Raw genomic sequence first — 22,707 nt, forward strand, 5'->3', positions numbered from 1 at the left:
GTCTATTCCTTGTCCGTGGCGTGTGGGGTGACAGGCGGGTTGGCGAATTTGAACAGGTAAGAGAAATCAGACTTGAACGGGCTCTTCACCGGCGTCGCCATGGAGTGGCAGTTCATGCAGCTGCTGTTGGGCTGGATGTAGCTCTCCATGGTCACGTTGGCCGACAGCGCCGGTGTCGGCTGGCCCAACGGGTTGCTCGGGTTGTTGGGCATCAGCGGGCGTTGGGTGGTGATCAGCTGGTAGTACTTCATGACGCTGCGTTGCAGGCCGGGGTTGGCCTGGTAATTGGCGTTCACCCAGCGTGTGACGTCGGCAATCGGTGTGACGCGGTTAAGCGGGTTCGGCGTCTGGAACGTGGTGCCGGGCTTGGGCACACAGACCAGTTGCGTGCCCTGGGTCTGCCAGTTGCACGGCGACTGGTTGAGCGTGGCGGCCGGGGCCAACGGGTTGTAGTAGGAGTACGCCGTTCCGGACACCGGTTGATCGACCCACTGGCCATTGACCTTGGCCTTGGGCGGCACGTTTTCGATCTGCTCAAAGGTCGACCAGATCCACTGCGGGTAGCCATTGACCTTGGTGATGATATGCAGGCCCACCAGCCCCAGATACGCCTCGGTCACGCCGGTGCGTTGGCCCTGATTATTGAACGTGGCCACGCGCGCAATCTGGGTCAGGTAATGGCTGGCATTGTCCTTGGGCGTGAGGATGCGCCAGCTCGATTTGATCTCGATCACCCCATTGGGGAAGCTGATGTTATTGGCTTTGGACACCACATTCGCGTTGTAGAAGCGGTTGCCGACAATGTAGTTATAGGACGCCTGGTTGGCCGAGATATCGTAGTAGGTCGGGTTGCCCGCCTGGTCGATCAGCCAGCCGCCGACCGCCTGGTCGATGGAGTTGACCAGCGAACTGTTCTTCAACGCGGCAATATTGATAATGCCCAGGCTGCGAGCTGTCAGTGGGCTGTTCCACGGCCCAGGGTTGGCGGCGCCCGGCAGGAAGATCTCACTGACGGTCTTGTAGGTCTGCCACACGGTGTAGCCCGAATCCCCCGGTTGTTTGTTGCAGTTGGGCGTGCCGCGCTGCCCATCCTGGGCCGGCCAGTTCAGGGCCACAAACATCTGCCAGCTGTATTGATCGAACTGGTCCTGCGGCGCATTGGCGGCCGGGGCGCTGGTGGGCGGCTGGCAGTTGAGCTGTGTGGCCAGCATCGACGGCTGCGGTTCTTCGCGTGCCAGGGCCGGCAGGCTGACCAGCCCCAGCAGCATCACACTCAGTAGGGTTTTCATGATGATCTTCCTCAAGGCTTGCGCTGCATCAGTTGGTTCCATTGCGCCTTATGGCCGTTGCTCTGGGATGCCGGCGGCTCGAACAACTGGCACGGCGGCGGGTTCGACGGGCACATGGCGGCCACTTGGTCCCAGGTCTGTTTCGGGTCGGGTTTGGCGATACGGAAGTTGGTGTAGTTCTGGCTCACGATCGGCGCATTGGCGACGCTGGTGTCCCCGGAAAAGAAGAACGACTGCGGCGAACGGTAGGGCGGAGCGCCGGTCTGGCGCTTGTTGAAGGCATAACCAAACAGGATCGGCCCCGCCGGTGATTGCAGGTCCAGGGCATAGGCCTGCACGCTGGCGTTGAGGTTTTTGCTGCGCTCGGCGCTGTAGGGCAGGTGTTCGATAAAGTCCTGGCGCGGCGGGTGGTTCATCGGCGAAAACATGCAGCAGGCGGGCATGTCTTTCGGGCGGTCCTGCGGGTAAGTCAAAAAGTACGCCTTGTTGCCCAGGGACACGAACGAGCAGGTGTAGTTGTTGTTCTTGATCGGGAAGATCGGCAGGCAGTACTTCTCGTAGTGCTCCATCATCGCGCCGAAGCCGTCGCCATCCGCCGGGATATACGTGCCGTCGTAGTAGCTCGTCCCGCGCGAGACCGTGTAGTCGGCAGGTGTGAGGGTCGAGGGTGGGTTGCTATAGGGCGGCGGGTTTTTCGCGTAGTTGTTGATGACCCGGTACATGGTCCAGTCGCTGATCCATTGCGCCGGGAAAAACGGATCGGACGGCTCGCCCGGTAAACGCTTGGCGATGCAATTGCCGTTCTGCGGGTTGCACCCTTCGCTGTTGTGCACGCCATTGGTGAAGTACACGGCGCCGCTGTCGTCGGCGGCAAATGCGGCGGGGCTGAGCAGCACAAGCAGCAGCAACAGTCGGCTCAAAAGGCTGGTGTTCATGGGACACTCCTGTGTGGTGCCGGGCAGCCGCGGGGCTACCCGGCGCTCCTGTGTGTGGCTCAGTGGTAGTCGCTCATGCTCAACTGCACGGGCGGGTAGTTGCGTTTCACCAAGGCTTGCGCCCACAGCTCCAGCACGGCTCGACGGCTTTGCGGCATGTCCCGCGTGATGGGCATCGCCAGGGTGCTTTCTTCCTGATAGGGCTTGCTGATCAACACAATCAGTTGGTCCACCGCGCCCTCAATGCGCGACAAGGAATTGAGCGGCATGAACTTGCTCATGATCGGGTACAGGTAATAGAACGGCTGCAGGATGAAGGGGTAGATGAAGGTCTCCCAGATCAGTTGGCCGGCATTTTCGCGCTGATAAATCAGGTTCCAGGCGTCGACGAAGTTCTGCTGCAACTGCGGTTCCAGCGGCAGCACCCGCAGCGGCGCGAGGAAGTCGGTGAAGGCCGTGGGCAGCGGGAAGCTGAACGGGATCGTCGGGGTTTGCTGACCTTCCTGCACAAAGAAGCGCAAGGTCGGAAAGCCCGGCGCCTGGGCCGTGACGGTCAGGTTGGCGATGCCGTTGGCGTCGGTCTGGATCTTCGCCAGGCTGTATTGCACCGTACTGTTGAGCGGGTCTTGCAGGGTGCCTTGCATGGCAATCGGGTTGGCGAACGTGAGCGTCGGGCTCAAAGCCACGGCGGCAGGTGTCGGCAAAAATTCCTGGTAGGTCATCGGCGTCATTTGATCGGCCGACACCGCCAGCCGTGTCGCCATCAACTGGCGGCCGGTGCCCTCGGTCACGTGGCTGCGCAGGGTGGTGGCGCCTTGAAATTGCGGCCAGTTGGCGCTGTTATTCGCCGGGTTGGCCGGGTCGTTGTTAAACAGCGTGAAGTTGGCCGCGTTGCTGAAGGCCAGGTAATAGTCGGTGGTACACAGCATGTAGGCATTGCCGTATTCGGCCACCCACAAGGTGGTGCCGGCGGGTGCGGGCAAGCCGTCGTATTGCACCATCACTTGCAGGGTTCTGGTGTCGCCCACGTCGATAAAGCTGGCGCTCTCGACGACTTCGGCGGTCCACATCTGCTGGGTCGCGGCGATCACGGGCGTGGTGCCGGGTTGTTGCAGTTCCAGGGTGCCGGTTTGCAGGAGTGCCTGGGCGTCCACGCCCAACGGCAGGTCGAGGATGCCCGAGCGTTTGTCGAAGGCTGCTTGTTGATAATCGTCATAACCAAAACTGGCCAGCGGGCTGAATTGCGTGCCCTGGCGGATACCAATCTGGTAATTGCCGGCCTGGAATTTGGCCGCGACCGGGATGTCCGCCGCCTTGTCGATCGGGTAGAACGGGAAGGCATTGCCCAGGTCCAGCGACAAGGTGTTGTCGTGGGCCTGCGCCGAGATCACCCCGAGCTGCGCCTGGGTAGCCGTGCCTGGCGAGGTCTTGTAGATGGGCACTGCGCCGGCCGGTACCAGGCGCCGGCCTGCGGGGGCGGTGGGGAACTCATCTTCCAGCCACAGGCCAAGGGTGCCGACCGTGCGGCTATAGGCCGGGTTAAAGAAAATATCGCCGACGTTATCCAGTCCCTGTTGGTACATGGCCTGCACCTGGGCTTGGGCCGCCGTGCTGGAGGAGTGGGTGTCGATCGGCGGGTAGTTGTTGAGGATGCCGTTCTTGTCGTAGCACGTCAGGTAGGTCGAAAAACGGAACATCAAGCCCTTGGCATTTTGTTGCGCCATTTGGGTTTGCAGGTTTTGCAGCAAGGCCGAATTGCCGATCACCCATTCCAGGTTCTCTTTGGGGAAACAGGTTTGCCAAGTGGTGGTCACGTAGGCCAGGCCGCCGAGGTTGGCCCAGTTGAAGTTGAGAAAACGGTCGAGCATGCGGAACTGGCGATTGAGCGTCAGGCCGCACTCGGCATTACCCAGCACCAGCTTGTCGAAGTACAGCGCGGTGAAGGTGTTCTGCCAGGGGCTCACGTCGACAAAGCGCGCCGGCGAGCTGGGCGCACCGCCGAAGGGGTTGCCGAGCAGTTGGAAACTCTGGTTGATCAGCGGGTCCTGGCCCACATAGCCGCCGCCCGGCAACTCGCCGCCGGTGATCACCGACTGGGTCTGGTTGTAGCTCACGGTGCCGCAGGCGTTGTCGCCGAACAGGTTCCACTCGCCGGGGATCATCGACGTGGTCAACTGCCCGGCATTGCCCGGCACCTGCATCACGTAGTCGGGCACGCTGGCGGGCGGCAGCGGGGCGATGGTCCAGGGCAACAAGGTGCTGGCGGCGTTCAGCGGGGTGATGTCGAAGGCCTTCAAGAACGGCCAGTTCATCTGCATTTTTACCGCATCGTACAGCGGGTACATGTCGTTGTTGTTGGCAGTCGGCGGGTTCCAGAACATATGGCCGCCCAGGTAGATACGCGGGAAATTCAAGACGCTCATGTGAGGCTCCTTAACGTTGCCACTGGGCGCGTTTGAGCGACCAGACAAAGTCCAGTTTGTGGTAGCCGACAAAGTCGGAGGCGGGCAACGGCGCGGTGGGGTAGACGATGCCGCCGTCTTTGTTCAAGGCGAAATTGAAGTAGCCCTGTTTGGGCGAATAGGCCGCGGTGCCATGGCAGGCAAAGCAGGAGGACTCACTTTGGAACGCCGATTCCAGCTGGGAGTTGGCGAGCAAAGTGGGCGTGGTGTTGGATTGCACGCCGATCAGTTCGTACTGTGCCAACGCCGGGTATTGGGCCTGGAAGGTGGTGTTCACCGGCTGCGCCGCCGCTGTTGGCCCGGTGCTGTTGGTCATCGGCGCGGCGGGTGCGGCGTTGGTCACCGTGTACTGGCTGTTGTTACGGTTTTCGAAGGTGGTCCACACCCAGTCCGGGTTCAACTTGTTGATCACATGCAAGCCACTCAGCGCCGCATAGCCAACCTGATACTGCTTGCCCTGCTGGTAGTAGGCCTGGGCAATGTAGTAACCCTGGCTGGCCAATTGTTGCTGGTAGGCCGTGTCGTTACCGATCCACAGCCACGCGGCTTTCAGCTCCCAGGCAGTGGAGGGGAAGTTCAGGTCGCTGGTGAGTGCGGCCTGGCCATTCACGTTGTAAACCTTCTGCTGCACGATGTAGTTGAAGGTGTCCTCGCCCATCAGCAGTTGGAAGCGCACCGCCTGGCCTTTTTCGGCCGCCGGCACCTGGCCGCCCATTTGCAGGATCAGCCCGTCCACCTGTTGCGTGGCGTTGAGGTTATGCAAGATGCGGTTGGGGTTCATGCCCATCGCCTGGGCCTGGGTCAGCACGGCGGCCGGTGGTGGCACGCTTTGGCCGTAGGGCAGCGGTTGGGCGCCGTTAGGCAGGTAGACCTGGTCCGACGGTTTCAGGGTTTCCCACACCCGGTCAGGGCTTTGCGCGCTGGCGGGCTGGTTCAGGCAGGCAAACCAGTTCCAGGCGAGGGTGTCGGGGCCTTGGGTGAAGGCGGCCCGGGTGGCGTCGAGATTGCCTCCAAACTGCAAAAAGTTGCTGCAGTCGAAGGGGTTGGTGTCCTGTGCCTGGGCCAATCCGGCCAGTGCGCTCAGGACCGTTATAGATAAGGCTCGCCGCATGAAAGCTCCTTGGCATTCGCCAGTTCGAGGTGAGGGCGCCCCAGGAAGTGCTCCAGGAGCAGTTGCTTGACTGCCGTCGCCGCCAGTTGCTGCGGCAACGCCAGGTCGCAATTGGTGATCAGCAGCGGGCCGGTCTGCGTGCTGCCGGGCAGGCGGCCGTGGCTGCCACGGACTAACCCCGTGTCCAGTGGGATCAGGTCCATGTAGTAGCGAAAGCCGAGCTTTTTTTGCAGCAGGCGGCGCGCCACTTTGAGCTTGGGCAAGCGAATCGCCGGGTCGATAAACAGCTCGACCGGGTCGTAGCCGGGCTTGCGGTGAATGTCCACGGTGCGCGCAAAGTCCGGCGCTTTGCGCTCATCCAGCCAGTAGTAGTAATCGAACCAGAACCCGGCAGCGGCCACGGCCACCAGCTCGCCGCTGCGGGGGTGGTCGAGCTGCCAGGCAGTTTGATCGGCCTTGTCCAGCACCTGCTCGATGCCGGGCTGGCGCTGCAACAAGGCTTTGACGCGCGGGATGTCCTGCGCGTGCTTTACGTAGACATGCGCGACCTGATGGTCCGCCACCGCAAACGCCGCGCTGGCGCCCGGGTCGAGCAATTCCCAGCTCAAGGATTGGCGCACTTGCAACAGGCCTTCGGCGCGCAACACGCGGTTGATCGACACCGACTGCGTGACGGCTTCGATGCCGTACTCAGACAGCAGCATCACCGCCGCGCCCTGGGCCTTGGCGAAGGCCAGCAAGCGCCCGACTTCGTGGTCGATGGCGCGCACTTCATCAGCAATCGACGGGTGCTCAGGCCCCACGCGTTGCAGGCTGTAATCCAGATGGGGGAGGTAGATCAATTGCAGGTGCGGGCGACTGATCTGGAACTCGGCCATGGCGCAATCGACGATCCAGCGGCTCGACGCGATGCCCGCCGCCGGCCCCCAAAAACCGTGGAAGGGAAACTCGCCAATCTGCGCCTCGATCTGCTCATGCAACCCTGGCGGCGACGAGTACAGGCCAAATTGTTTGCGCCCATCGGCCGGGTAATGCGGGCGCGGCGTGATGGAGGCGCTCACATCGGCATACATGTTGTACCACCAGAACAACTGGCTGCAGCGAAAGCCTGGCATTTCGCGCTTGAGGGTGTGCCAGACCTTTTCGCCCTGGATCAGCGCGTTGGGTTGCAGCCAGAAACGCACCTCGGCCTGGTCGCGAAAGTACCAGCCATTGCCGACAATCCCATGCTGCGACGGCGGCGCACCGGTGAGGATCGAGGCCTGCACCGTGGACGTCACGGCGGGGAACACCGGTTGCAGGCTGGCCATCTGGGCTGTCTTGAGCAGTGCGTTGATCTGCGGCGTCGCCTCACCCAACAGCGACGGCGTCAGCCCGACCACATTGATCAGCAGCAGCGGTTGCTCAGAGCGCATCGGCATACGCCTCCTGCATCAGGGTTTGCAGCAGGTTGCGCTGGCGCAATTGGCCTTCTACCCAACGCAGCTCGGCGGCGATGCCTTCCAGCTGCGCCTGTTGCGTGGTGGGTCGCAGTTGCGCGGGCAGCACGCCCCAGCTGTAGGTTTCCACCTCCAGCACCGGGCGGAACTCGGCATGGGCGGCCAGGTAGTCAAAGGTCTGCGCCAGGGCCACTTGGCTGCCGCGCAGTTCGGGCAACAACAGGTGTTCGCTGAACAGCGGGATATGGAAGTGAATGCGCAGCTCGTTGAACCCGGCGCACGCCTGCAGGGCCGCCGGCAGATCGGGCCAGGCCACACGGCCGCCCTGTGCATCGAGTGCCTTGACCTGGTGCAGGTAGGTGGCTTCGGCAAAGCTTGCGAGGGTGTTGAGCACGGCGTCGCGCCGAGTGGCATCGTCGGGCGGCAAGTGGCAGATCATCGCGTTGGACAGCTGGATCTTGCCCACCGGCACACCGGCCGCACGCAGCCGATCCAGGGATTGATAACAATCCTCGAACATCACCGCTTGGTGGCACACATCAAAACACAGCGCCAGGTAGGCATGGTTCGGGTCCATGGCCTGTCGGCGCTGAAAGAACGCGAGGGCCTGCTCGGTGTTCTCCAGCACACAGTCGGGCTCCATCTCCAGGCAGAACACAATTTTCTTGCCGGTTCTGCGGTGCAGCGCGGCAAGTGCCTCCGTAAGTTGGGTCAAGTGTTCATCGGCGCGCAGTTGCCGCGCTTTGCTCCAGGTTGCGGCATAGCCCAGCGGCACCGTGGAAATCACCCCTTGGCGGCAATCGTCGGGCAGGGCATGGGCAAGGATGCGCGCCAGGTCCAGGCTGTACGCCAGCCGTTGCGGGTCGGCCCAGCTGGGCAAATACACCTCGGCCTTCACCGCGCCCTGGTGGAAATCGCCATAGGGAAAGCCGTTCAGCGAGGTCAAGCGCACGCCGCTTTGCTTGAGCAACTGCACAAACTGCGTGCGCGCCGAAGCGTGCTGTAATTGCGCCGCCGCCTGGGCGCAGATCCACAGGCCGCTGTCTTGTTCGGCCAGCCCGCGTAAGGTGCGCACACCCTGGAAATGCTCGGTGATGGAAGCGCGCAGCGCGGCCAGGTCGCGGGCCGGATGCACATTGCTGCAATAGCCGATCTGGCTGGCCGCCCAGCCGTTGGCGGCGCTCATTTGACCACCGGGTCCTGGCCACGCAGGGCCGAGTTTTCCTGCCATTGCTTGCGCTGGTCGATGGGCAGCGGCGTGCTTACCAGGGCTTTGTCGAGCTGGCCGCTCTGGGCAAAGAAGTCCACGGGGTTATGGAACAGCACTTGTTCGACCTGGGCTTGCGTGAACCCGGCCGCGAGCATGGCCTGGCCGGTCTTGGGCACCTTGAGCGGGTCGCTGATGCCCCAGTCTGCCGCGCTGTTGACGACCATTTTTTCGGTGCCGTATTCCTGCAGCAACGCGACCATGCGCTGTTCCGACATCTTGGTATTGGGGTAGATCGAATGGCCGCGCCAGCAGTCACTGTCGAGCACCAGCGGCAAGGTCAGTTCGTTGAGGTGGTCGATGATTACCAGATGTTCGGCAATCCCCACTTCGCGGATCACGGCAAGGGTGCGTTTGGTGCCGCCAATTTTGTCGCGATGCGGCGTGTGCACCAGCACCGGCAGGTTGAATTGCTTGGCCAGCTCCAGTTGCGCGGCGAGGAAGCGGTCCTCTTCGGGAGTGATGTCGTCATAGCCGATTTCCCCCACCGCCACCACGCCATCCTTGACCAGATAACGCGGCAGAATCTCCAAAACCTCATTGGCAATCGACAGGTCATTGGCCTCCTTGGGGTTCAGGCCGATGGTGCAGAAGTGGTGGATGCCGAACATGCTCGCGCGAAAGCGTTCCCAACCCAGCAGCGTGTCGAAATAGTCGACGAAACTGCCCAGGCTGGTGCGCGCCTGGCCTTGCCAGAATGCCGGCTCGATCACCCCGGTGATGCCGGCGGCGGCCATGTTCTGGTAGTCGTCGGTGGTGCGGCTGACCATATGGATATGCGGATCGAAGTACTTGAGCATGGTGAATCCTCGTCAAGGGAAGGCGATGTGCATCAGTTCAGGTAGGCGTGCCATTCGGGTGGCAGGCTCAGGCCGCGCAGGCGCTGCAGTTGCGCCGGGCTGAGCAGGTCAAAGGCGATCGCTTTGGGTAAGCCTGGGGACACGGTGCGCGAGGCCGCGAGTTGTTCGTCGAGAAGGTCGAGGGCGAGCTGGTTGAGCGTCACGCTGTGATGGTGAGCAAGATTGACCAGACGCCCGATGTCGAGCCCCATGCCGAGTGTCTTGAGCACCAGCTGGTGAAAGGCGCGTTCCGGGTAATGACGTGATGGGTAGGCGGTGTCGAGGGCGAGGGCGGCAAACACCTGGGGGTTGCTGGTGCGCCCGGCCTGCAACGCCAGCTCCAGGCACAACCCGTCGCGGTCGAGCCAGTCGAGAGCGCTGAGCAGGGCGATTTTTTCCTGATCGTCGCCCCACAGGAACAGTTGGCGCAGCAGCGGCAGCTGTTGGTCTGCCGGGGTGTGTTCCAGCGCCTTGGCCACCACCAGCGCCCGCGCGGGTGCAACAACAGCGGCGGGCAGATGGCGTTTGCACTGGCCGCTCAGCAGCGCCGCAGTGGCGGCGTGCGGTTGCGCTTCAAGCTGTGCATGCGCCTGCAACCACCACTGCAATTGCGTGGCATCCAACTGTTGAGTGAGGCCCAAGCGAAAGTCGGCGAGGTTATCAGGGCGCATGTTCATGTCGGCTTGATCCAACGCTGAAAGTGGGGAAGCAGGAAAAACACCAGCACACACAACAGGCTGCCCAACGGCTGGTTGGCCACCGCCAGCACCAGTGCATCGAACAACGGCAACGCGGCTAAACCTGCACCGATAAACGCGCGCACCTGGCGCTGTTGCGGGTGAGCCAGGTGTTTCCAGTAATGCCAGCCCAACCAGCCCAGCCACAGCAGCAATACCGGCCAGAACCACAGGTTGCTGGAGTAGAGCGCCAGGGCCAGCGGGCTGAGCATCAACAGCAGTGGCAGGCGGCTGATCAGTTGGTTGCGATGCTCCTGGCGGGCCAGGTAGGTCAGGCCGCTGATGTACACGCCAAGCAAAATTGCGCACAGCCAGATCGGCTCCGACGGCACCGCCAGGCTGGCGGCGGCCGTGAGGTACAGCGCCGAGCGGCAGGCGCCCATCAACCACACGCTGTGGGCGTATTTTTTATGCAGCAGGTTGTAGCCAAAGATGCAGCCCACCAGCAGCACCACACCGCCCACTAGCCAATGCGGCGTGTCGATCAAACGGCTCAGGCCCAGCACGGCCGCTGCCGCGAGTACCAGCAGCAAGGTTGTGGCCAAACCGACTTGCTGGCGGTTGGCAAGTCCCAGGGTGATGGGGCGCGGGTTGTGGTGTTGCTCGTCCCAGTCGGCGTCGAGCAGGTCATTCAGGAACATCCCGGCCAGGTACAGCAGCGACAAGGTGATCAGCAGCAGCACCCACACCAGCGACGAGGGCGGCGCCAGGGCGCCGGCACTGCTGGCGAGCAGGGCGGCGGCCAGGGTGTTGGTCCACACCGTGGGCAGGTTGGACACGCGGCCGAGGGTCATCCAGGTTTTCATCGGGCTCATCGCGCGTAGCCCTCGGTGGCAGGCAGTGCCGGGCTGTTGTGGGCCGCCAGCCGTTGCAGCGCTGCGTGCATCTTCGCGCTGTCGATTGCATGCAGGTCCACCGACTGGCCGATGCGGGTGAGCATGGGGATAGACAGTTGCCCGCCCAAGTGCTGACGAAATTCCTCCAGGCCGAGCAACAGCGGCGAGCGGCCCTGGGCATCGGTCGCACTCAGTTCCGGCGGGCACAGGTTGAAGCCCAGGGTGTCCAGCAGGCTCATCACCCGTTCGGTCTCGGCATCGCTCAACAGGCCCAGTGCATTGGCATACAGCCCGTCCAGCGCCATGCCCACGGCGACGGCCTCACCATGGCGCAGCCGGTGGTGGCTAAGGTTTTCCAGCTTGTGCGCGGCCCAGTGCCCGTAGTCCAGCGGGCGACCGTTGCCGCGCTCGAACGGGTCACCGGCACCGGTGATATGCCCCAGGTGCAGCTCGGCGCAGCGGCGAATTGCGTAGCGGCTGGCCGCGTGGTCGAAGTGGGCGAGGGCGCTGGCGTTGGCTTCCATCCATTCGAAGAACGCGGCGTCCTTGATCAGCGCCACTTTCACCGCTTCAGCCAGCCCGGCGATCTGGTCGCGGCGGGTGAGGCTGGTGAGCAGCTGGAAGTCGTTGATCACCGCGTTGGCGGGGTAGAACGCGCCGAGCAGGTTCTTCTGGCCGAAGGCATTGATGCCGTTTTTCACGCCGATACCGGCATCGTTCTGGGCCAGCACGGTGCTGGGAATACGGATCAGCCGAATGCCCCGGTGAAAGGTCGCGCAGGCGTAACCCACCGCATCCAGCACCGCGCCGCCGCCCAGGGCCAGCACGTAGCAATGCCGGTCCAGGCCGTGTTGCAGCATGTCGCTGTACAGCTGCTGCAACACCTCTGAGGTCTTGCTCAGTTCACCGGCCGGCACCGCGATGGGCGTGGCGAGCAACTGCAGATCGGCATGGGCGGCGAAGTAGGCGTCGATCTGTTCGCGCAACGCAGGGGCGCTGTGCAGCAGTTGCTCATCGGCGAACACCATCACCGTGACGGGTGCACTGTGCTGGGTGATGAGTTGGTGGTGCAGGCACGGGTTGAGTGGGTCGAACAGGTGGTCGGTGAAGATCACCGGGTAGTCGTAAGTCACCTCGAACCGCCCGCGCAAAGGCTGGTCGACTTTGGGCTTGCGTTTGAGCAAGCTGCAGATCGCCACAAACGCCAGCGGCAACACCATGCTGGCCAGCACCGTAACCAGCAATGAATTCTGCTCGATCAGGAACGTGCCAATGGCCGTGTAAGCCAGCGCCAGGCCGGCATTGGCCAAGGTAGTGATCAGCAAAAAGGCCCGCAGTGGATAGCGCTGCATTCCGGCGGCCACCACCGAGGTTTCCGCCAGCACCGGCACACCACGCAGGCAGATCAACGACAGCGTGCCCAAGCGGTACCCCAACTGCCCGGGCGAGCGCTGATGCAAGCCAAGGCGGCCGGCCAGCAAACGAAAGTAGCCAGCGCCCAACGCATACCCCAACCCGGCACCCAGGCACAGCCCGATAAAGATCACCAGGTAACCGCCAACGCTGCCGAGCATGGCCACCGCCAGCAACGCCACCATGCTCGACGGCACCGGCAGCACCACGTCCAGCGCGAGCAGGGCGACCAGCAACAACGCCAGGTTGAACGCCTGGGCAGGCGTAGACGGTTGGTACAGGTTGAGGTGAATCAGGAAGTCTTGGATCTGTTGTTCAAACAACAGGAAGCTGGCAATCACCAGCACAGAAAAGCACACCAATGACAGCCAAAAATGTTCGGCTGGGCCCTTTTTCGTGAACGCACGATACCGCTGGCTGCGCTTCATCAAAGCATCCCTTTTGAGTGTTGAGACTTAAATTCCGTGTCTGTGCTTGCGCTGTTTTTAGAGCAATAAAACCCCTCACCTGGCGGGCAGGTTTTGTGCGTAATGGCTGATGGCTTTCACGGTATTCATGAACGTAGCCGGTTGTGGTTGTTTTGCAAGTTTGTGCGGAAGGGAGTTTGAAAAGGGCGTTTTAGAGGAGAAGGTTTAGCGGTGATTATTCAATATTTACAATTAGTTGTATGGCTTTTATGGCAGCGTCAAGAAGCTGTTGTTGATGACCGTCGCAAGTAACAAGTTGAGTTCAAAAACGCGAGGTTTGTTTGGTGAATTATTGCGGCTGGCTATAACAAGTTTATGCGCGCGTAGTTGTCGAGAACTATTCCGTTTAATGCAGCGGCCTCCAAATAACTCAAATACTCAGCAGGTCCATTGTGGGAGCGGGCTTGCTCGCGAAAGCGCAGTGTCAGTCAGCGCAGGTGTGGCTGACCCACCGCATTCGCGAGCAAGCCCGCTCCCACATTTTTTTACCGCGTTTAAGCCATTGCCTTGGCAGGTTTCAGGCACTCGATAGAGCGATCCACCGTGGTGCGGGCAAGCTCCAGCAAATGCCACACCGCCAGAATCTTCGCCCGTTCGGGGCTGGCAAGCATTTCACTGCAATTGAGCGTGGTGGCCGAAGCGCTGTCGAGCAGGCTGGCGGTGTAGAGCAAGGCGTCTTCAAAGCTCAGGTCTTCGATCACGCTGTGAACGCCGGGGGTGGGCAGGTAATGGTCGAGGGCGCGGTTGAAGGCGGCGCGGTCTTTGGCGCAATTGCGGGGTGGGTCGGGAACGACTTTTTTCATGGTGTAACTCCTATTGAACCAGAGAGCTACCACCAGCGCTGCTAAACGAGGGTGGTAGCTGTACGCGGGTTAGCAGACCGGTCAATAGGAAAACCAGCGCACCCGAAGGTGCCCCACGCACAGCCACCATAAACGCAGCGGTGAACCGTGTTCCTATTGAAGGCAGGCTGCTAAACCCGATCACTGATGAGCAGTGACGGATCGCAGACTAGCCATCGATTCCAACAGGCACAAGGCGGCAGGGATTGTCTAGGAAACGTCCTGCAATTAAAAGGGACACGCCTTGCTGGCCCTTTACAAACCATGTCGAAAGGCCACTGACTGATCAGCCACACGGAGCAGCGCCACAGATCCAATGTGGGAGCGGGCTTGCTCGCGAAAGCGTAGTGTCAGTCAGCACAGGTGTGGCTGACCCACCGCATTCGCGAGCAAGCCCGCTCCCACATTTTTGACTGCGTTTAAGCCATTGCCTTGGCGTGTTTCAGGCACTCGATTGAGCATGGCGGCCGACCCTTATGAGGTCCCATAGAGTTGGATTAGTCTATTCACTAATTCGATATACCTTTTTTGGGCCTCAATTTGTGACGTACCTTTTAGCTTGCTCCAGGCATCCCATTTAGCTATTGCTGGAAGATCAAGTAAGCTAGGCTTTGCAGAGTTATTTTCGCCCACTGTGGATTGTTTGTATAACCCATACAGTTCGTTAAGTTCATCGCTGGTCGGGCGATTTAATAATTTTTTGACCCCTTCCACTGCTGAGTCGAAATCTAGGTTGCTCATGGCGCCTCCAAGGTATTGAACCGGATTAGGTATGCGCTTCAAATAGTAAGTGCCAGGCGAAAACAATACGCCTGGTATAAATGACAGTTATCAATACCTGTTGGCTATAAACGCTACGCTCAATGGCGCTGTTTTATTCGCGCAACCTCGCCTCATCCCACAAACCGAAACCCACCCGACAATTTCTCCTTCAAATACCCCACCAACGCACTCACCGACTTCGGCACATGGGGTGAATACGGGCGTATCAAGTAGATCTCATCGGCAAATGCGCCTTTGAGCGTCCAGCCCTTAAGTACTTGCACCAACTGGCCGCTGGCCAGCGCCGCTTGGGCGCTGAAATCCGGGAGCAGGGCGATGCCCAGGTGGTTGAGCGCCGAGTCGCGCAGGGCTTCGCTGTTGTTGGTGGAAAAGCTGCCGGCGATGGGCACGGTGAGACGTTCGACTTTTTTGCCGCCGCGCTCGAATGTCCAGGCCGGCTGATCGGCGCCGCGTGGGTAGTAGAGGCAGTTGTGGGCGCTGAGGTCGGCAGGCTCGCGGGGTTCGCCGTGGCGGTGCAGGTAGTCCTGGGTGGCGACCAGCACCGAGCCGGTGTCGCACAACTTCCAGGCCACATGGGTCTCGGGCACCTGGAAGCCATGGCGCACCGCCAGGTCGTAACCTTCGGCTGCCAGTGAACTCAAGGCATCCGACACGTCCAGCTGTATGCGCACTTGCGGGTACAGCTGCAGGAATTGCGACAGATGCGGCACCAATTGCTGCCGCGCGAACGCCACCGGCGCGGTGAGGCGTACCAGCCCGCGAATCTCCCCGGCCGAGTCACGCACCGACGAGAAGCTGCGAGCGATATGTTCATAGGCGCTGCGCACTTCGCGGGTCAACGACAGCCCCGCATCGGTGAGCCGCACACTGCGCGTGGTGCGGGTGACCAGGCGGGTGCCAGTGGCTTTTTCCAGGTCCGAGATGCGCTGGCTGACGGCCGACTTGCTCACCCCCAGGCGCGCGGCGGCAGCGGTGTAGGTGCCTTGCTCTTCGAGCACCGACAACCAGTGAATATGGGTCCACAGCCCTTCGATCTCGGATTTTTCCATGACGCTATTGTTCGCTCATAAGGACAATAAGTTCTGGATTCTGCTCTGGTTTGGAACAAACTGAAAGCCTATCGTGTGCCTCAACGCTACCCACCTGGGATCACCTGCCATGACCAGCACGATCGAGCACTACATCAACGACCAGCGCGTGAGCCGCGATGATCGCTATCAAGACGTCTACAACCCAGCCACCGGCGCAATCACCGGCCGCGTCGCCCTGGCCAGCCGCCAGACCGTCGGTGAAGCCGTCGCCGCTGCCCAGGCCGCGTTCGCCGGTTGGGCCGACACACCGCCAATCCGCCGCGCCCGCGTATTGTTCGAATACCTGCACCTGCTGCGCGAACGCAAGGACGACCTGGCGCGCATCATCGTCGCCGAGCACGGCAAAGTCTTCACCGATGCCCAGGGCGAAGTCGACCGTGGCATCGATATTCTGGAGTTCGCCTGCGGCATTCCCAACCTGCTCAAGGGCGAGCATTCCGACCAGGTTTCCCGTGGCATGGACAACTGGACGATGCGCCAACCCTTGGGTGTTGTAGCGGGCGTCACGCCGTTCAACTTCCCGGTGATGGTGCCGATGTGGATGTACCCGATTGCCATTGCGGCAGGCAACACCTTTATCCTCAAGCCAAGCCCGACCGACCCGAGCGCCTCGCTGTTCATGGCCGAGTTGCTGCGTGAAGCCGGCCTGCCCAAAGGCGTGTTCAACGTGGTGCAGGGCGACAAGGAATCGGTGGATGCACTGCTCGAACACCCGGACGTCAAGGCCATGAGCTTCGTCGGCTCCACGCCGATTGCGCAATATATCTACGAGACCGGCGCGCGCAACGGCAAGCGCGTACAAGGCCTCGGCGGCGCGAAAAACCACATGGTGGTGATGCCCGACGCCGATATCGAAAAAACCGTGGATGCGCTGATGGGCGCCGCCTACGGCAGTGCCGGCGAGCGTTGCATGGCGATTTCCGTCGCCGTGTTGGTCGGTGATGTGGGTGACAAAGTCATCGCTTCCTTGACCGAGCGCGCCAAGCAATTGCGCATCACCGACGGCCGCGATTTGAAGGCTGAAATGGGCCCGATCGTGTCCCGCGCCGCATTGGAACGCATCAGCGGCTACATCGAACAAGGCGTGCAAGCCGGCGCAAAACTGCTGCTTGATGGGCGTGACTACGTGCCGACCGAGGCAGGTTTGGAAAATGGTTTCTGGCTCGGCGCGACATTGTTTGACCACGTGACGCAAGACATGAGCATCTACCGCGAAGAAATCTTCGGCCCGGTGCTGGCCTGCGTGCGAGTGAATGACTTTGCCGAGGCGATCAAGCTGGTCAACGACCACGAGTTCGGCAACGGCGTCAGCTGCTTTACCCGCGACGGCAACATCGCCCGCGAATTCGCCCGGCGCATCGAAGTGGGCATGGTCGGCATCAACGTGCCGATTCCGGTGCCGATGGCCTGGCACGGCTTTGGTGGCTGGAAGAAAAGTCTGTTTGGCGACATGCATGCCTACGGCACGGAAGGCGTGCGTTTTTACACCAAGCAGAAGTCGATCATGCAGCGCTGGTCGGAGAGCATCGAGCAGGGCGCGGAGTTTGCGATGCCGGTGTCCAAGTAACTTAAATACACTGCAGGTCAATTGTGGGAGCTGGCTTGCCTGCGATAGCGATATCAGTACCAGATGTTCTGGCTGATACACCGCCATCGCTGGCAAGCCAGCTCCCACTTTTTTTACCGCGTTTAAGCCATAGCCCTGGCGGGCTTCAGGCACTCAATGGAGCGATCCACCGTAGTCCTCGCCAGCTCGAGCAAATGCCACACCGCCAGAATCTTCGCCCGTTCGGGGCTGGCGAGCATTTCACTGCAATTGAGCGTGGTGGCCGAAGCGCTGTCGAGCAGGCTGGCGGTGTAGAGCAAGGCGTCTTCAAAGCTCAGGTCTTCGATAACGCTGTGAACGCCTGGGGTGGGTAGGTAATGGTCTAGGGCGCGGTTGAAGGCGGCGCGGTCTTTGGCGGAGTTGTTGGGTGGGTCGGGGACAACTTTTTTCATCGTTTAGTACCTGTCTGATCAAGGAGCCGACACGCTTCGCGACTAAACTAGGGTGGCGGCTGTACGCAGGTTAGTCGACCGGTCAGAACAGGAACCCGGCGCGCCCGAAGGCGCCCTGCGCACAGCCACCATAAACTTCGGAGGACGATGCGCCTGTTCTGAAGCCGGGCGACTAAACCCGATCACTGATGAGCAGTGACGGATCGCAGACTAGCCATCGATTCCAACAGGCACAAGGCGGCAGGGATTGTCTAGGAAACGTCCTGCAATTAAAAGGGACGCGTCTTGCTGGCCCTTTACAAACCATGTCGCAAGGCCAGCAATGCCACAAAAAAATGATGGGTCATGAGACGGACGCTTCCGGTCAGATGCAGCCCAGTTTTTCTATATCGTCAGTTCTACCGTCTTTTACCGCCGCCATACATTCCTTGGTTTTTCTTTTTTGAATTTCTGCTGTCAACTCTGCTTGCAGGGCCGCAACTTGTTTGTCGTCATTACTTTTGAAACTGGTGAAAACTTTGCCTACGGCTTCAAAGTAAGCCCCCACAATGGTGGCGGGCAAAGAAAATAAAGATACCAGCTCGCTGTCTGACTTTTGAGCGAATTTGGTCGGGATTCCATCCTCAAATGTGAAGTCAGCCTTACTGCTGGAAAACAGGGTTTTCGAGATGGGCAGGAAATAGACGGGCGACTCTGAAGGCGAGGTGACTATCTGTGAAGCGTTCAGGTCCTCCGAACGAGTGGCGGAAATCAGATAGGCAATTTCCTGTTTGTAGAAAATGCCGGAGTTTCCTTTTTTATTGTCTTCATTTCTTTTTGTGCTGGTGTCTTTGGTTGCGTTGTCATAGCGCTTGGCGGTGACTGTGACGCCACAAGGGGAGACGCTCTGATTAACCAGTTGCGTAAATTTGTATACGAATACATGGGAGCCTTTGGTGCATTCTGGCGCCGTGAGGTTATTTGCCAAAGGCCGCACGGTGCCGACGGCAGAGCCCAAGGCTTTGAAGATCTCAGACACTTGGGCCGTCGTTTCGGAGGTCGCACTTTTCAACAGGCCTGCTGAGTTGGTGCCAATATTGATGTCATTGTTTGCCAACAACGCTTTTTGAAAGCTCAACGAATATTTTACGGAGCGGTCTGCATAGGCGGTGCTAGTGCCGATTGTCACAGAGGTCAGTTTGTTCTCGTCCCCTATAGCGATGCTGACAATGAGGTCTTTCATCGGCATGTAATAGATCAAGCCGTCCAAGTCGTCTGGCGCTGGGTCGGGTATTGATTTTACGCCTGAACACGCCGATATCAGCGCAATTAAACCGGCAAGGACAATGGGCTTTTTCATCGGCGTTTCCTCGGCTGACATAGGGAGATGTCGAGGAATGCAGGGTGTGTGTCACACACCACTCTGGACAAGCAGAACGCTAGTCGTGCTTATGCCACCTGTCCAGCCGCTGGCGTTGATTAGGGCAGCGCTCACCGCCGCCCCGCCCGCGTACTCACATCCACCCACACCGCCAGCACCAGAATGCTGCCCTTCACAATCATCTGCCAATAGCTGTCCACATCCAGCATCGACATGCCGTTATCCAGGCTGGTAATCACCAGCGCCCCGAGCAACGCGCCATACACCGTGCCTGAGCCGCCGCGCATGGAGGTGCCGCCGATAAAACACGCGGCAATCGCATCCAGTTCGCCCATACTGCCCGCCGACGGTGAGCCGGCAGCCAGGCGCGCGGTGTTGACCAGGCCGGCGAGGGCGCACATCACGCCCATGATGCCGAAGATCCACAGTTTTACCGCCTGCACATTGATGCCTGACAGGCGGGTGGCTTCCATATTGCTGCCCACTGCGTACACGCGGCGGCCGAACACGGTCTGGCTGGTGACGTAGCTGAACACGCCGAGCAGCACCAGCAACAGCAGCACCGGAACGGGGATGCCGTCGTAACTGTTGAGGGTGGTGACGAAGCCGGCCAGCACGGCGCCGATCACAGCCACGCGCAACAGGTCACGCACCAACGAATGCGCTGCCAGGCCATGCAGCGCGCGATTGCGCCGTTGCTTCCAGGTCAGGAACAGGGTCAAGGCAAACAGCAACACGCCCAGCCCCACGCCCACCGAATGCGGCAAATACCCCTGGCCCACGTACACCAGCGACGGCGACACCGGCGCAATCGTGGTGCCGCCGGTAATCCCCAGCAAAATCCCGCGAAACGCCAACATGCCGCCCAGGCCGACAATGAACGAGGGGATGCGCAGGTAGGCGGTCATGTAGCCGTTGGCCAGGCCGATCATCAAGCCGCACAGCGCCACCAGGCTCAGGTTGGCGAGCAGCGGAATGTGGTAGACCACGTCCAGAATCGCCGCCAGCCCGCCCAACAGACCCAGCAGTGAACCCACCGACAAATCGATCTCGCCGCTGATGATCACCAGCACCATGCCGCACGCCAGAATCCCGGTGATCGACATCTGCCGCAGCAGGTTGGACAGGTTGCGCGGCGTGAGAAAACCGCCCTCGGTCTGCCAGCTGAAAAATATCCAGATGATTGCCACGGCGATCACCAGGGCGAGCATTTTGTAGCGGGTAAAAAGGTGTTTGACCTGATTCATCTACGCGGTTTTCCCATTCTTATTGTGTTGGCTGAGCGCGGCGGCGAGCACCTGTTCCTGGGTGAGCCCTTCATTGATGAAATCGCCGCGCAACTGGCCGTCGCCAATCACCAGCACGCGGTTGGAAACCCCCAGCACTTCGGCCAGTTCCGAAGAGACCATGATGATCGACACGCCCTCGGCGGCCAGCGCGCCCATCAGTTTGTAGATCTCATACTTGGCGCCCACATCCACGCCGCGTGTGGGCTCGTCGAGGATCAGCACACGGGGCTTGGCCATCAGCATTTTTGCCAGCACGGCCTTTTGCTGGTTGCCGCCGGACAGGCTGGTGATCGGCAAAAACGGGCTGGCGGTCTTGAGGTGCAGGCGCGCGATTTGCTGGTCGATGCTGCCCAGTTCGGCTTCGGCGTCGATGCGGGTCATATGCGCATAGCGGTCGAGCACCGCCAGGGTGATGTTCTGGCCCACCCCGAAGTCGGGAATGATGCCTTGGCGCTTGCGGTCTTCGGGCACCATGCACAGCCCGGCACGGATCGATTTGAGTGGCGTGCGCGTGTCGATCAGTTGCCCGTCCAGCCACACCTCGGCGCTGTAGCGGCCGGGGTAGGCGCCGAACAGGGCCGACACCAGTTCCGTGCGCCCGGCACCCACCAGCCCGGCAATGCCGAGAATTTCCCCGCGCTTGAGCACGAAGGACACATCATCCACGCGTTTGCGTTTGGGGTTGTCGACGTCATAGCAGGTGACGTTGCGCGCTTCGAAAATCACCTCGCCGACGGCATGGGGCTCGGTGGGGTAGAGGTTGCTCATCTCGCGGCCGACCATCTGCGTGATGATCTGTGCAATATCCATGTCGGCCATGGCCGTGGTCGCGATGTGCTTGCCGTCGCGAATCACCGCGATGGTGTCGCACACGGCGGCCACTTCATCGAGCTTGTGGGAGATGTACACGCAGGCCACGCCCTTGGCCTTGAGGCCTCGGATAATGTCGAGCAGCACCTCGATTTCCGAACGGGTCAGGGCCGAGGAGGGCTCGTCGAGAATCAACAGGCGCGCCTGTTTGTTCAGGGCTTTGGCGATTTCCACCAACTGTTGATAGCCGCCGCCGTACTGCGACACCGGCAGCGCCACGTTCATGTCCGGCACCTTGAGTTCGCGCATCAGCGCTTCGGCGCGCTGCAGCATGGCCGGGTAGTTCATGCGCCCGCCGGGCAAGGTCAGTTCGTGGCCCATGAAGATGTTCTCGGCCACCGACAAGTCCGGCACCAGGGTCAGCTCCTGATGAATGATGACAATGCCGGCGGCCTCGGTTTCACTGATCGAGTGGGCCTTGAGTGGCTGCCCGTCCCAGAGGATTTCACCGTCCCAGGTGCCATAGGGGTAGACCGCCGACAGCACCTTCATCAAGGTGGATTTGCCGGCACCGTTTTCACCGCACAGGCCGACGCATTCCCCCGGCCGCACCTTGATATCGATGCCGTTCAGGGCGTTGACGCCGCCAAAGCTTTTGACGATGCCGTTCATTTGCAGCAAGTAGTCGGCCATGGCGGTCACTGCCCGGCAATCTGCTCTTTGGTATAGAAACCGTCCTTCTCCAGCAGGTCGATATTGGCCTTGGTCAGCGGGGTTGGCGTAAGCAGGATGGTGTCGACCTTTTTGCTGCCATTGTCGTATTGCGAGCTGTAGGTGGGTTTTTCATTACGCGCCAGCTGCACCGAGAGCTTGGCGGCTTCGGTGGCGATCAGCTTGAGTGGCTTGTACACGGTCATGGTCTGGGTGCCGTCGATCACGCGCTTGATGGCCGCAAGGTCAGCGTCCTGGCCGGAGATCGGCACCTTGCCCGCCAGCTTCTGCGCGGCCAGGGCCTGGATCGCGCCGCCGGCGGTGGCATCGTTGGAGGCCACAATCGCGTCGATCTTGTTGTTATTTCGGGTCAGGGCGTTTTCGACGATGCTCAGGGCTTCGGTGGGGTTCCATTCCTTGACCCACTGCTGGCCGACAATCTTGATGTCGCCCTTGTCGATGGCCGGTTGCAGTACCTTCATCTGCCCTTCGCGCAGCACCTTGGCGTTGTTGTCGGTAGGCGCGCCGCCGAGCAAAAAGTAATTGCCCTTGGGCGCCGCTTGCAGCACGCCGTTGGCCTGCATTTCGCCGACTTTTTCGTTATCGAAGGAGATATAGGCGTCAATGTCGGCGTTGAGGATCAGGCGGTCATAGGACACCACCTTGATTCCGGCCTTCTTGGCCTCGGCGACAGCGTTGGTCAGCACGGTGGCGTTGAACGGCACGATGACGATCACGTCAACACCGCGAGAGATGAGGTTTTCGATCTGCGAGATTTGCTTCTGCTCGTTGGCATCGGCCGATTGCACGAACACTTTGGCGTCGAGCTTTTCGGCGGCGGCGACAAAGTAATCGCGGTCGCGGGACCAGCGCTCCAGGCGCAGGTCATCGATGGAAAAACCGATTTTCGGGTGGGCGGAGTCGGCCATCACCGGCAGGGCGAGCAGGGCCAGGGCAGAAGCGAGCAGGGTGCGTTTGAATGCTTTCATGGTGGTGCGTCCTTTTATTGTTGTTGGAAAGACACAGCG

The 22,707-nt window shown here is 60.8% G+C and carries 19 protein-coding genes; 1 reads left to right on the top strand and 18 read right to left on the bottom strand.

All coding sequences use genetic code 11. The features are described 5' to 3' along the window. Positions 1-2: 2 nt before the first annotated feature. The 13 genes from FFI16_RS09140 to FFI16_RS09205 form a co-directional block, all read right to left on the bottom strand. Positions 3-1,289, bottom strand: a complete 1,287-nt coding sequence (locus FFI16_RS09140; RefSeq protein ID WP_138814993.1) for a hypothetical protein — start codon at positions 1,287-1,289, stop codon at positions 3-5. 11 nt (positions 1,290-1,300) lie between these two features. Continuing rightward, entirely contained in the window at positions 1,301-2,224 is a 924-nt protein-coding gene (locus FFI16_RS09145; protein ID WP_138814994.1) for a hypothetical protein, read from the bottom strand. Positions 2,225-2,283: 59 nt separating this feature from the next. Beyond that, positions 2,284-4,647: a hypothetical protein gene (locus FFI16_RS09150; protein ID WP_138814995.1), complete on the bottom strand. Its 2,364-nt coding sequence runs from the start codon at positions 4,645-4,647 to the stop codon at positions 2,284-2,286. A gap of 10 nt (positions 4,648-4,657) precedes the next feature. After that, entirely contained in the window at positions 4,658-5,797 is a 1,140-nt protein-coding gene (locus FFI16_RS09155) for a hypothetical protein (RefSeq protein ID WP_138814996.1), read from the bottom strand. Then, on the bottom strand, positions 5,776-7,212 hold the full coding sequence (locus tag FFI16_RS09160; RefSeq protein ID WP_138815392.1) for an alkaline phosphatase family protein: 1,437 nt from the start codon (positions 7,210-7,212) through the stop codon (positions 5,776-5,778). Before FFI16_RS09160 ends, FFI16_RS09155 begins: the two co-directional genes overlap by 22 nt. Then, a complete protein-coding gene (eboE, locus tag FFI16_RS09165; protein WP_138814997.1) occupies positions 7,202-8,422 on the bottom strand; it encodes a metabolite traffic protein EboE in 1,221 nt (406 codons plus the stop codon). The genes FFI16_RS09160 and eboE overlap by 11 nt, the downstream gene beginning before the upstream one ends. Continuing rightward, on the bottom strand, positions 8,419-9,303 hold the full coding sequence (locus tag FFI16_RS09170; RefSeq protein WP_138814998.1) for a TatD family hydrolase: 885 nt from the start codon (positions 9,301-9,303) through the stop codon (positions 8,419-8,421). Before FFI16_RS09170 ends, eboE begins: the two co-directional genes overlap by 4 nt. Before the next feature lie 32 nt (positions 9,304-9,335). After that, positions 9,336-10,019: an EboA domain-containing protein gene (locus FFI16_RS09175; RefSeq protein WP_138814999.1), complete on the bottom strand. Its 684-nt coding sequence runs from the start codon at positions 10,017-10,019 to the stop codon at positions 9,336-9,338. Further along, positions 10,016-10,885 (bottom strand): UbiA family prenyltransferase, encoded by an 870-nt coding sequence (locus FFI16_RS09180; protein WP_138815393.1) that lies wholly within the window; start codon positions 10,883-10,885, stop codon positions 10,016-10,018. Before FFI16_RS09180 ends, FFI16_RS09175 begins: the two co-directional genes overlap by 4 nt. Positions 10,886-10,890: 5 nt before the next feature. Next, positions 10,891-12,756 carry a 3-dehydroquinate synthase gene (locus FFI16_RS09185; RefSeq protein WP_138815000.1) on the bottom strand — a complete coding sequence of 622 codons (1,866 nt, stop codon included), beginning with the start codon at positions 12,754-12,756 and terminating at the stop codon, positions 10,891-10,893. 533 nt (positions 12,757-13,289) lie between these two features. After that, positions 13,290-13,598, bottom strand: coding sequence for a DUF6124 family protein (locus FFI16_RS09195; RefSeq protein ID WP_017136535.1), 309 nt, complete (start codon positions 13,596-13,598; stop codon positions 13,290-13,292). A 513-nt stretch (positions 13,599-14,111) separates the two neighbouring features. Beyond that, positions 14,112-14,378 (bottom strand): acyl-CoA-binding protein, encoded by a 267-nt coding sequence (locus FFI16_RS09200; protein ID WP_138815002.1) that lies wholly within the window; start codon positions 14,376-14,378, stop codon positions 14,112-14,114. A gap of 152 nt (positions 14,379-14,530) precedes the next feature. Continuing rightward, a complete protein-coding gene (locus tag FFI16_RS09205; RefSeq protein WP_138815003.1) occupies positions 14,531-15,469 on the bottom strand; it encodes a LysR family transcriptional regulator in 939 nt (312 codons plus the stop codon). A gap of 109 nt (positions 15,470-15,578) precedes the next feature. Here FFI16_RS09205 and FFI16_RS09210 point away from each other — a divergent pair, with 109 nt between their 5' ends. Further along, complete coding sequence (locus tag FFI16_RS09210; RefSeq protein ID WP_138815004.1) at positions 15,579-17,078, top strand: CoA-acylating methylmalonate-semialdehyde dehydrogenase; 1,500 nt, start codon at positions 15,579-15,581, stop codon at positions 17,076-17,078. Positions 17,079-17,200: 122 nt separating this feature from the next. Here FFI16_RS09210 and FFI16_RS09215 read toward each other — a convergent pair whose 3' ends face one another. From FFI16_RS09215 to xylF, 5 genes are all read right to left on the bottom strand, one after another. Continuing rightward, positions 17,201-17,509, bottom strand: coding sequence for a DUF6124 family protein (locus tag FFI16_RS09215; RefSeq protein ID WP_138815005.1), 309 nt, complete (start codon positions 17,507-17,509; stop codon positions 17,201-17,203). A gap of 364 nt (positions 17,510-17,873) precedes the next feature. Continuing rightward, the gene (locus FFI16_RS09220; RefSeq protein WP_138815006.1) at positions 17,874-18,848 is read right to left on the bottom strand and encodes a hypothetical protein; all 975 of its coding nucleotides are present in this window, start codon (positions 18,846-18,848) and stop codon (positions 17,874-17,876) included. A gap of 131 nt (positions 18,849-18,979) precedes the next feature. Beyond that, positions 18,980-20,116 carry a sugar ABC transporter permease gene (locus FFI16_RS09225; protein ID WP_138815007.1) on the bottom strand — a complete coding sequence of 379 codons (1,137 nt, stop codon included), beginning with the start codon at positions 20,114-20,116 and terminating at the stop codon, positions 18,980-18,982. Further along, positions 20,117-21,661: a D-xylose ABC transporter ATP-binding protein gene (gene xylG / locus FFI16_RS09230; RefSeq protein ID WP_178112654.1), complete on the bottom strand. Its 1,545-nt coding sequence runs from the start codon at positions 21,659-21,661 to the stop codon at positions 20,117-20,119. It lies immediately after the preceding gene. A 5-nt stretch (positions 21,662-21,666) separates the two neighbouring features. After that, positions 21,667-22,668 (bottom strand): D-xylose ABC transporter substrate-binding protein, encoded by a 1,002-nt coding sequence (gene xylF, locus FFI16_RS09235; RefSeq protein ID WP_138815009.1) that lies wholly within the window; start codon positions 22,666-22,668, stop codon positions 21,667-21,669. Positions 22,669-22,707 lie beyond the last annotated feature (39 nt).

The organism is Pseudomonas sp. KBS0710, assembly GCF_005938045.2.
Lineage (GTDB): Bacteria > Pseudomonadota > Gammaproteobacteria > Pseudomonadales > Pseudomonadaceae > Aquipseudomonas.

Coding starts and splice junctions, on each gene's coding strand:
- FFI16_RS09140 (WP_138814993.1), bottom strand. CDS start 1,289: ATGAAAACCCTACTGAGTGTGATGCTGCTGGGGCTGGTCAGCCTGCCG.
- FFI16_RS09145 (WP_138814994.1), bottom strand. CDS start 2,224: ATGAACACCAGCCTTTTGAGCCGACTGTTGCTGCTGCTTGTGCTGCTC.
- FFI16_RS09150 (WP_138814995.1), bottom strand. CDS start 4,647: ATGAGCGTCTTGAATTTCCCGCGTATCTACCTGGGCGGCCATATGTTC.
- FFI16_RS09155 (WP_138814996.1), bottom strand. CDS start 5,797: ATGCGGCGAGCCTTATCTATAACGGTCCTGAGCGCACTGGCCGGATTG.
- FFI16_RS09160 (WP_138815392.1), bottom strand. CDS start 7,212: ATGCGCTCTGAGCAACCGCTGCTGCTGATCAATGTGGTCGGGCTGACG.
- eboE (WP_138814997.1), bottom strand. CDS start 8,422: ATGAGCGCCGCCAACGGCTGGGCGGCCAGCCAGATCGGCTATTGCAGC.
- FFI16_RS09170 (WP_138814998.1), bottom strand. CDS start 9,303: ATGCTCAAGTACTTCGATCCGCATATCCATATGGTCAGCCGCACCACC.
- FFI16_RS09175 (WP_138814999.1), bottom strand. CDS start 10,019: ATGAACATGCGCCCTGATAACCTCGCCGACTTTCGCTTGGGCCTCACT.
- FFI16_RS09180 (WP_138815393.1), bottom strand. CDS start 10,885: ATGAAAACCTGGATGACCCTCGGCCGCGTGTCCAACCTGCCCACGGTG.
- FFI16_RS09185 (WP_138815000.1), bottom strand. CDS start 12,756: ATGAAGCGCAGCCAGCGGTATCGTGCGTTCACGAAAAAGGGCCCAGCC.
- FFI16_RS09195 (WP_017136535.1), bottom strand. CDS start 13,598: ATGAAAAAAGTCGTTCCCGACCCACCCCGCAATTGCGCCAAAGACCGC.
- FFI16_RS09200 (WP_138815002.1), bottom strand. CDS start 14,378: ATGAGCAACCTAGATTTCGACTCAGCAGTGGAAGGGGTCAAAAAATTA.
- FFI16_RS09205 (WP_138815003.1), bottom strand. CDS start 15,469: ATGGAAAAATCCGAGATCGAAGGGCTGTGGACCCATATTCACTGGTTG.
- FFI16_RS09210 (WP_138815004.1), top strand. CDS start 15,579: ATGACCAGCACGATCGAGCACTACATCAACGACCAGCGCGTGAGCCGC.
- FFI16_RS09215 (WP_138815005.1), bottom strand. CDS start 17,509: ATGAAAAAAGTTGTCCCCGACCCACCCAACAACTCCGCCAAAGACCGC.
- FFI16_RS09220 (WP_138815006.1), bottom strand. CDS start 18,848: ATGAAAAAGCCCATTGTCCTTGCCGGTTTAATTGCGCTGATATCGGCG.
- FFI16_RS09225 (WP_138815007.1), bottom strand. CDS start 20,116: ATGAATCAGGTCAAACACCTTTTTACCCGCTACAAAATGCTCGCCCTG.
- xylG (WP_178112654.1), bottom strand. CDS start 21,661: ATGGCCGACTACTTGCTGCAAATGAACGGCATCGTCAAAAGCTTTGGC.
- xylF (WP_138815009.1), bottom strand. CDS start 22,668: ATGAAAGCATTCAAACGCACCCTGCTCGCTTCTGCCCTGGCCCTGCTC.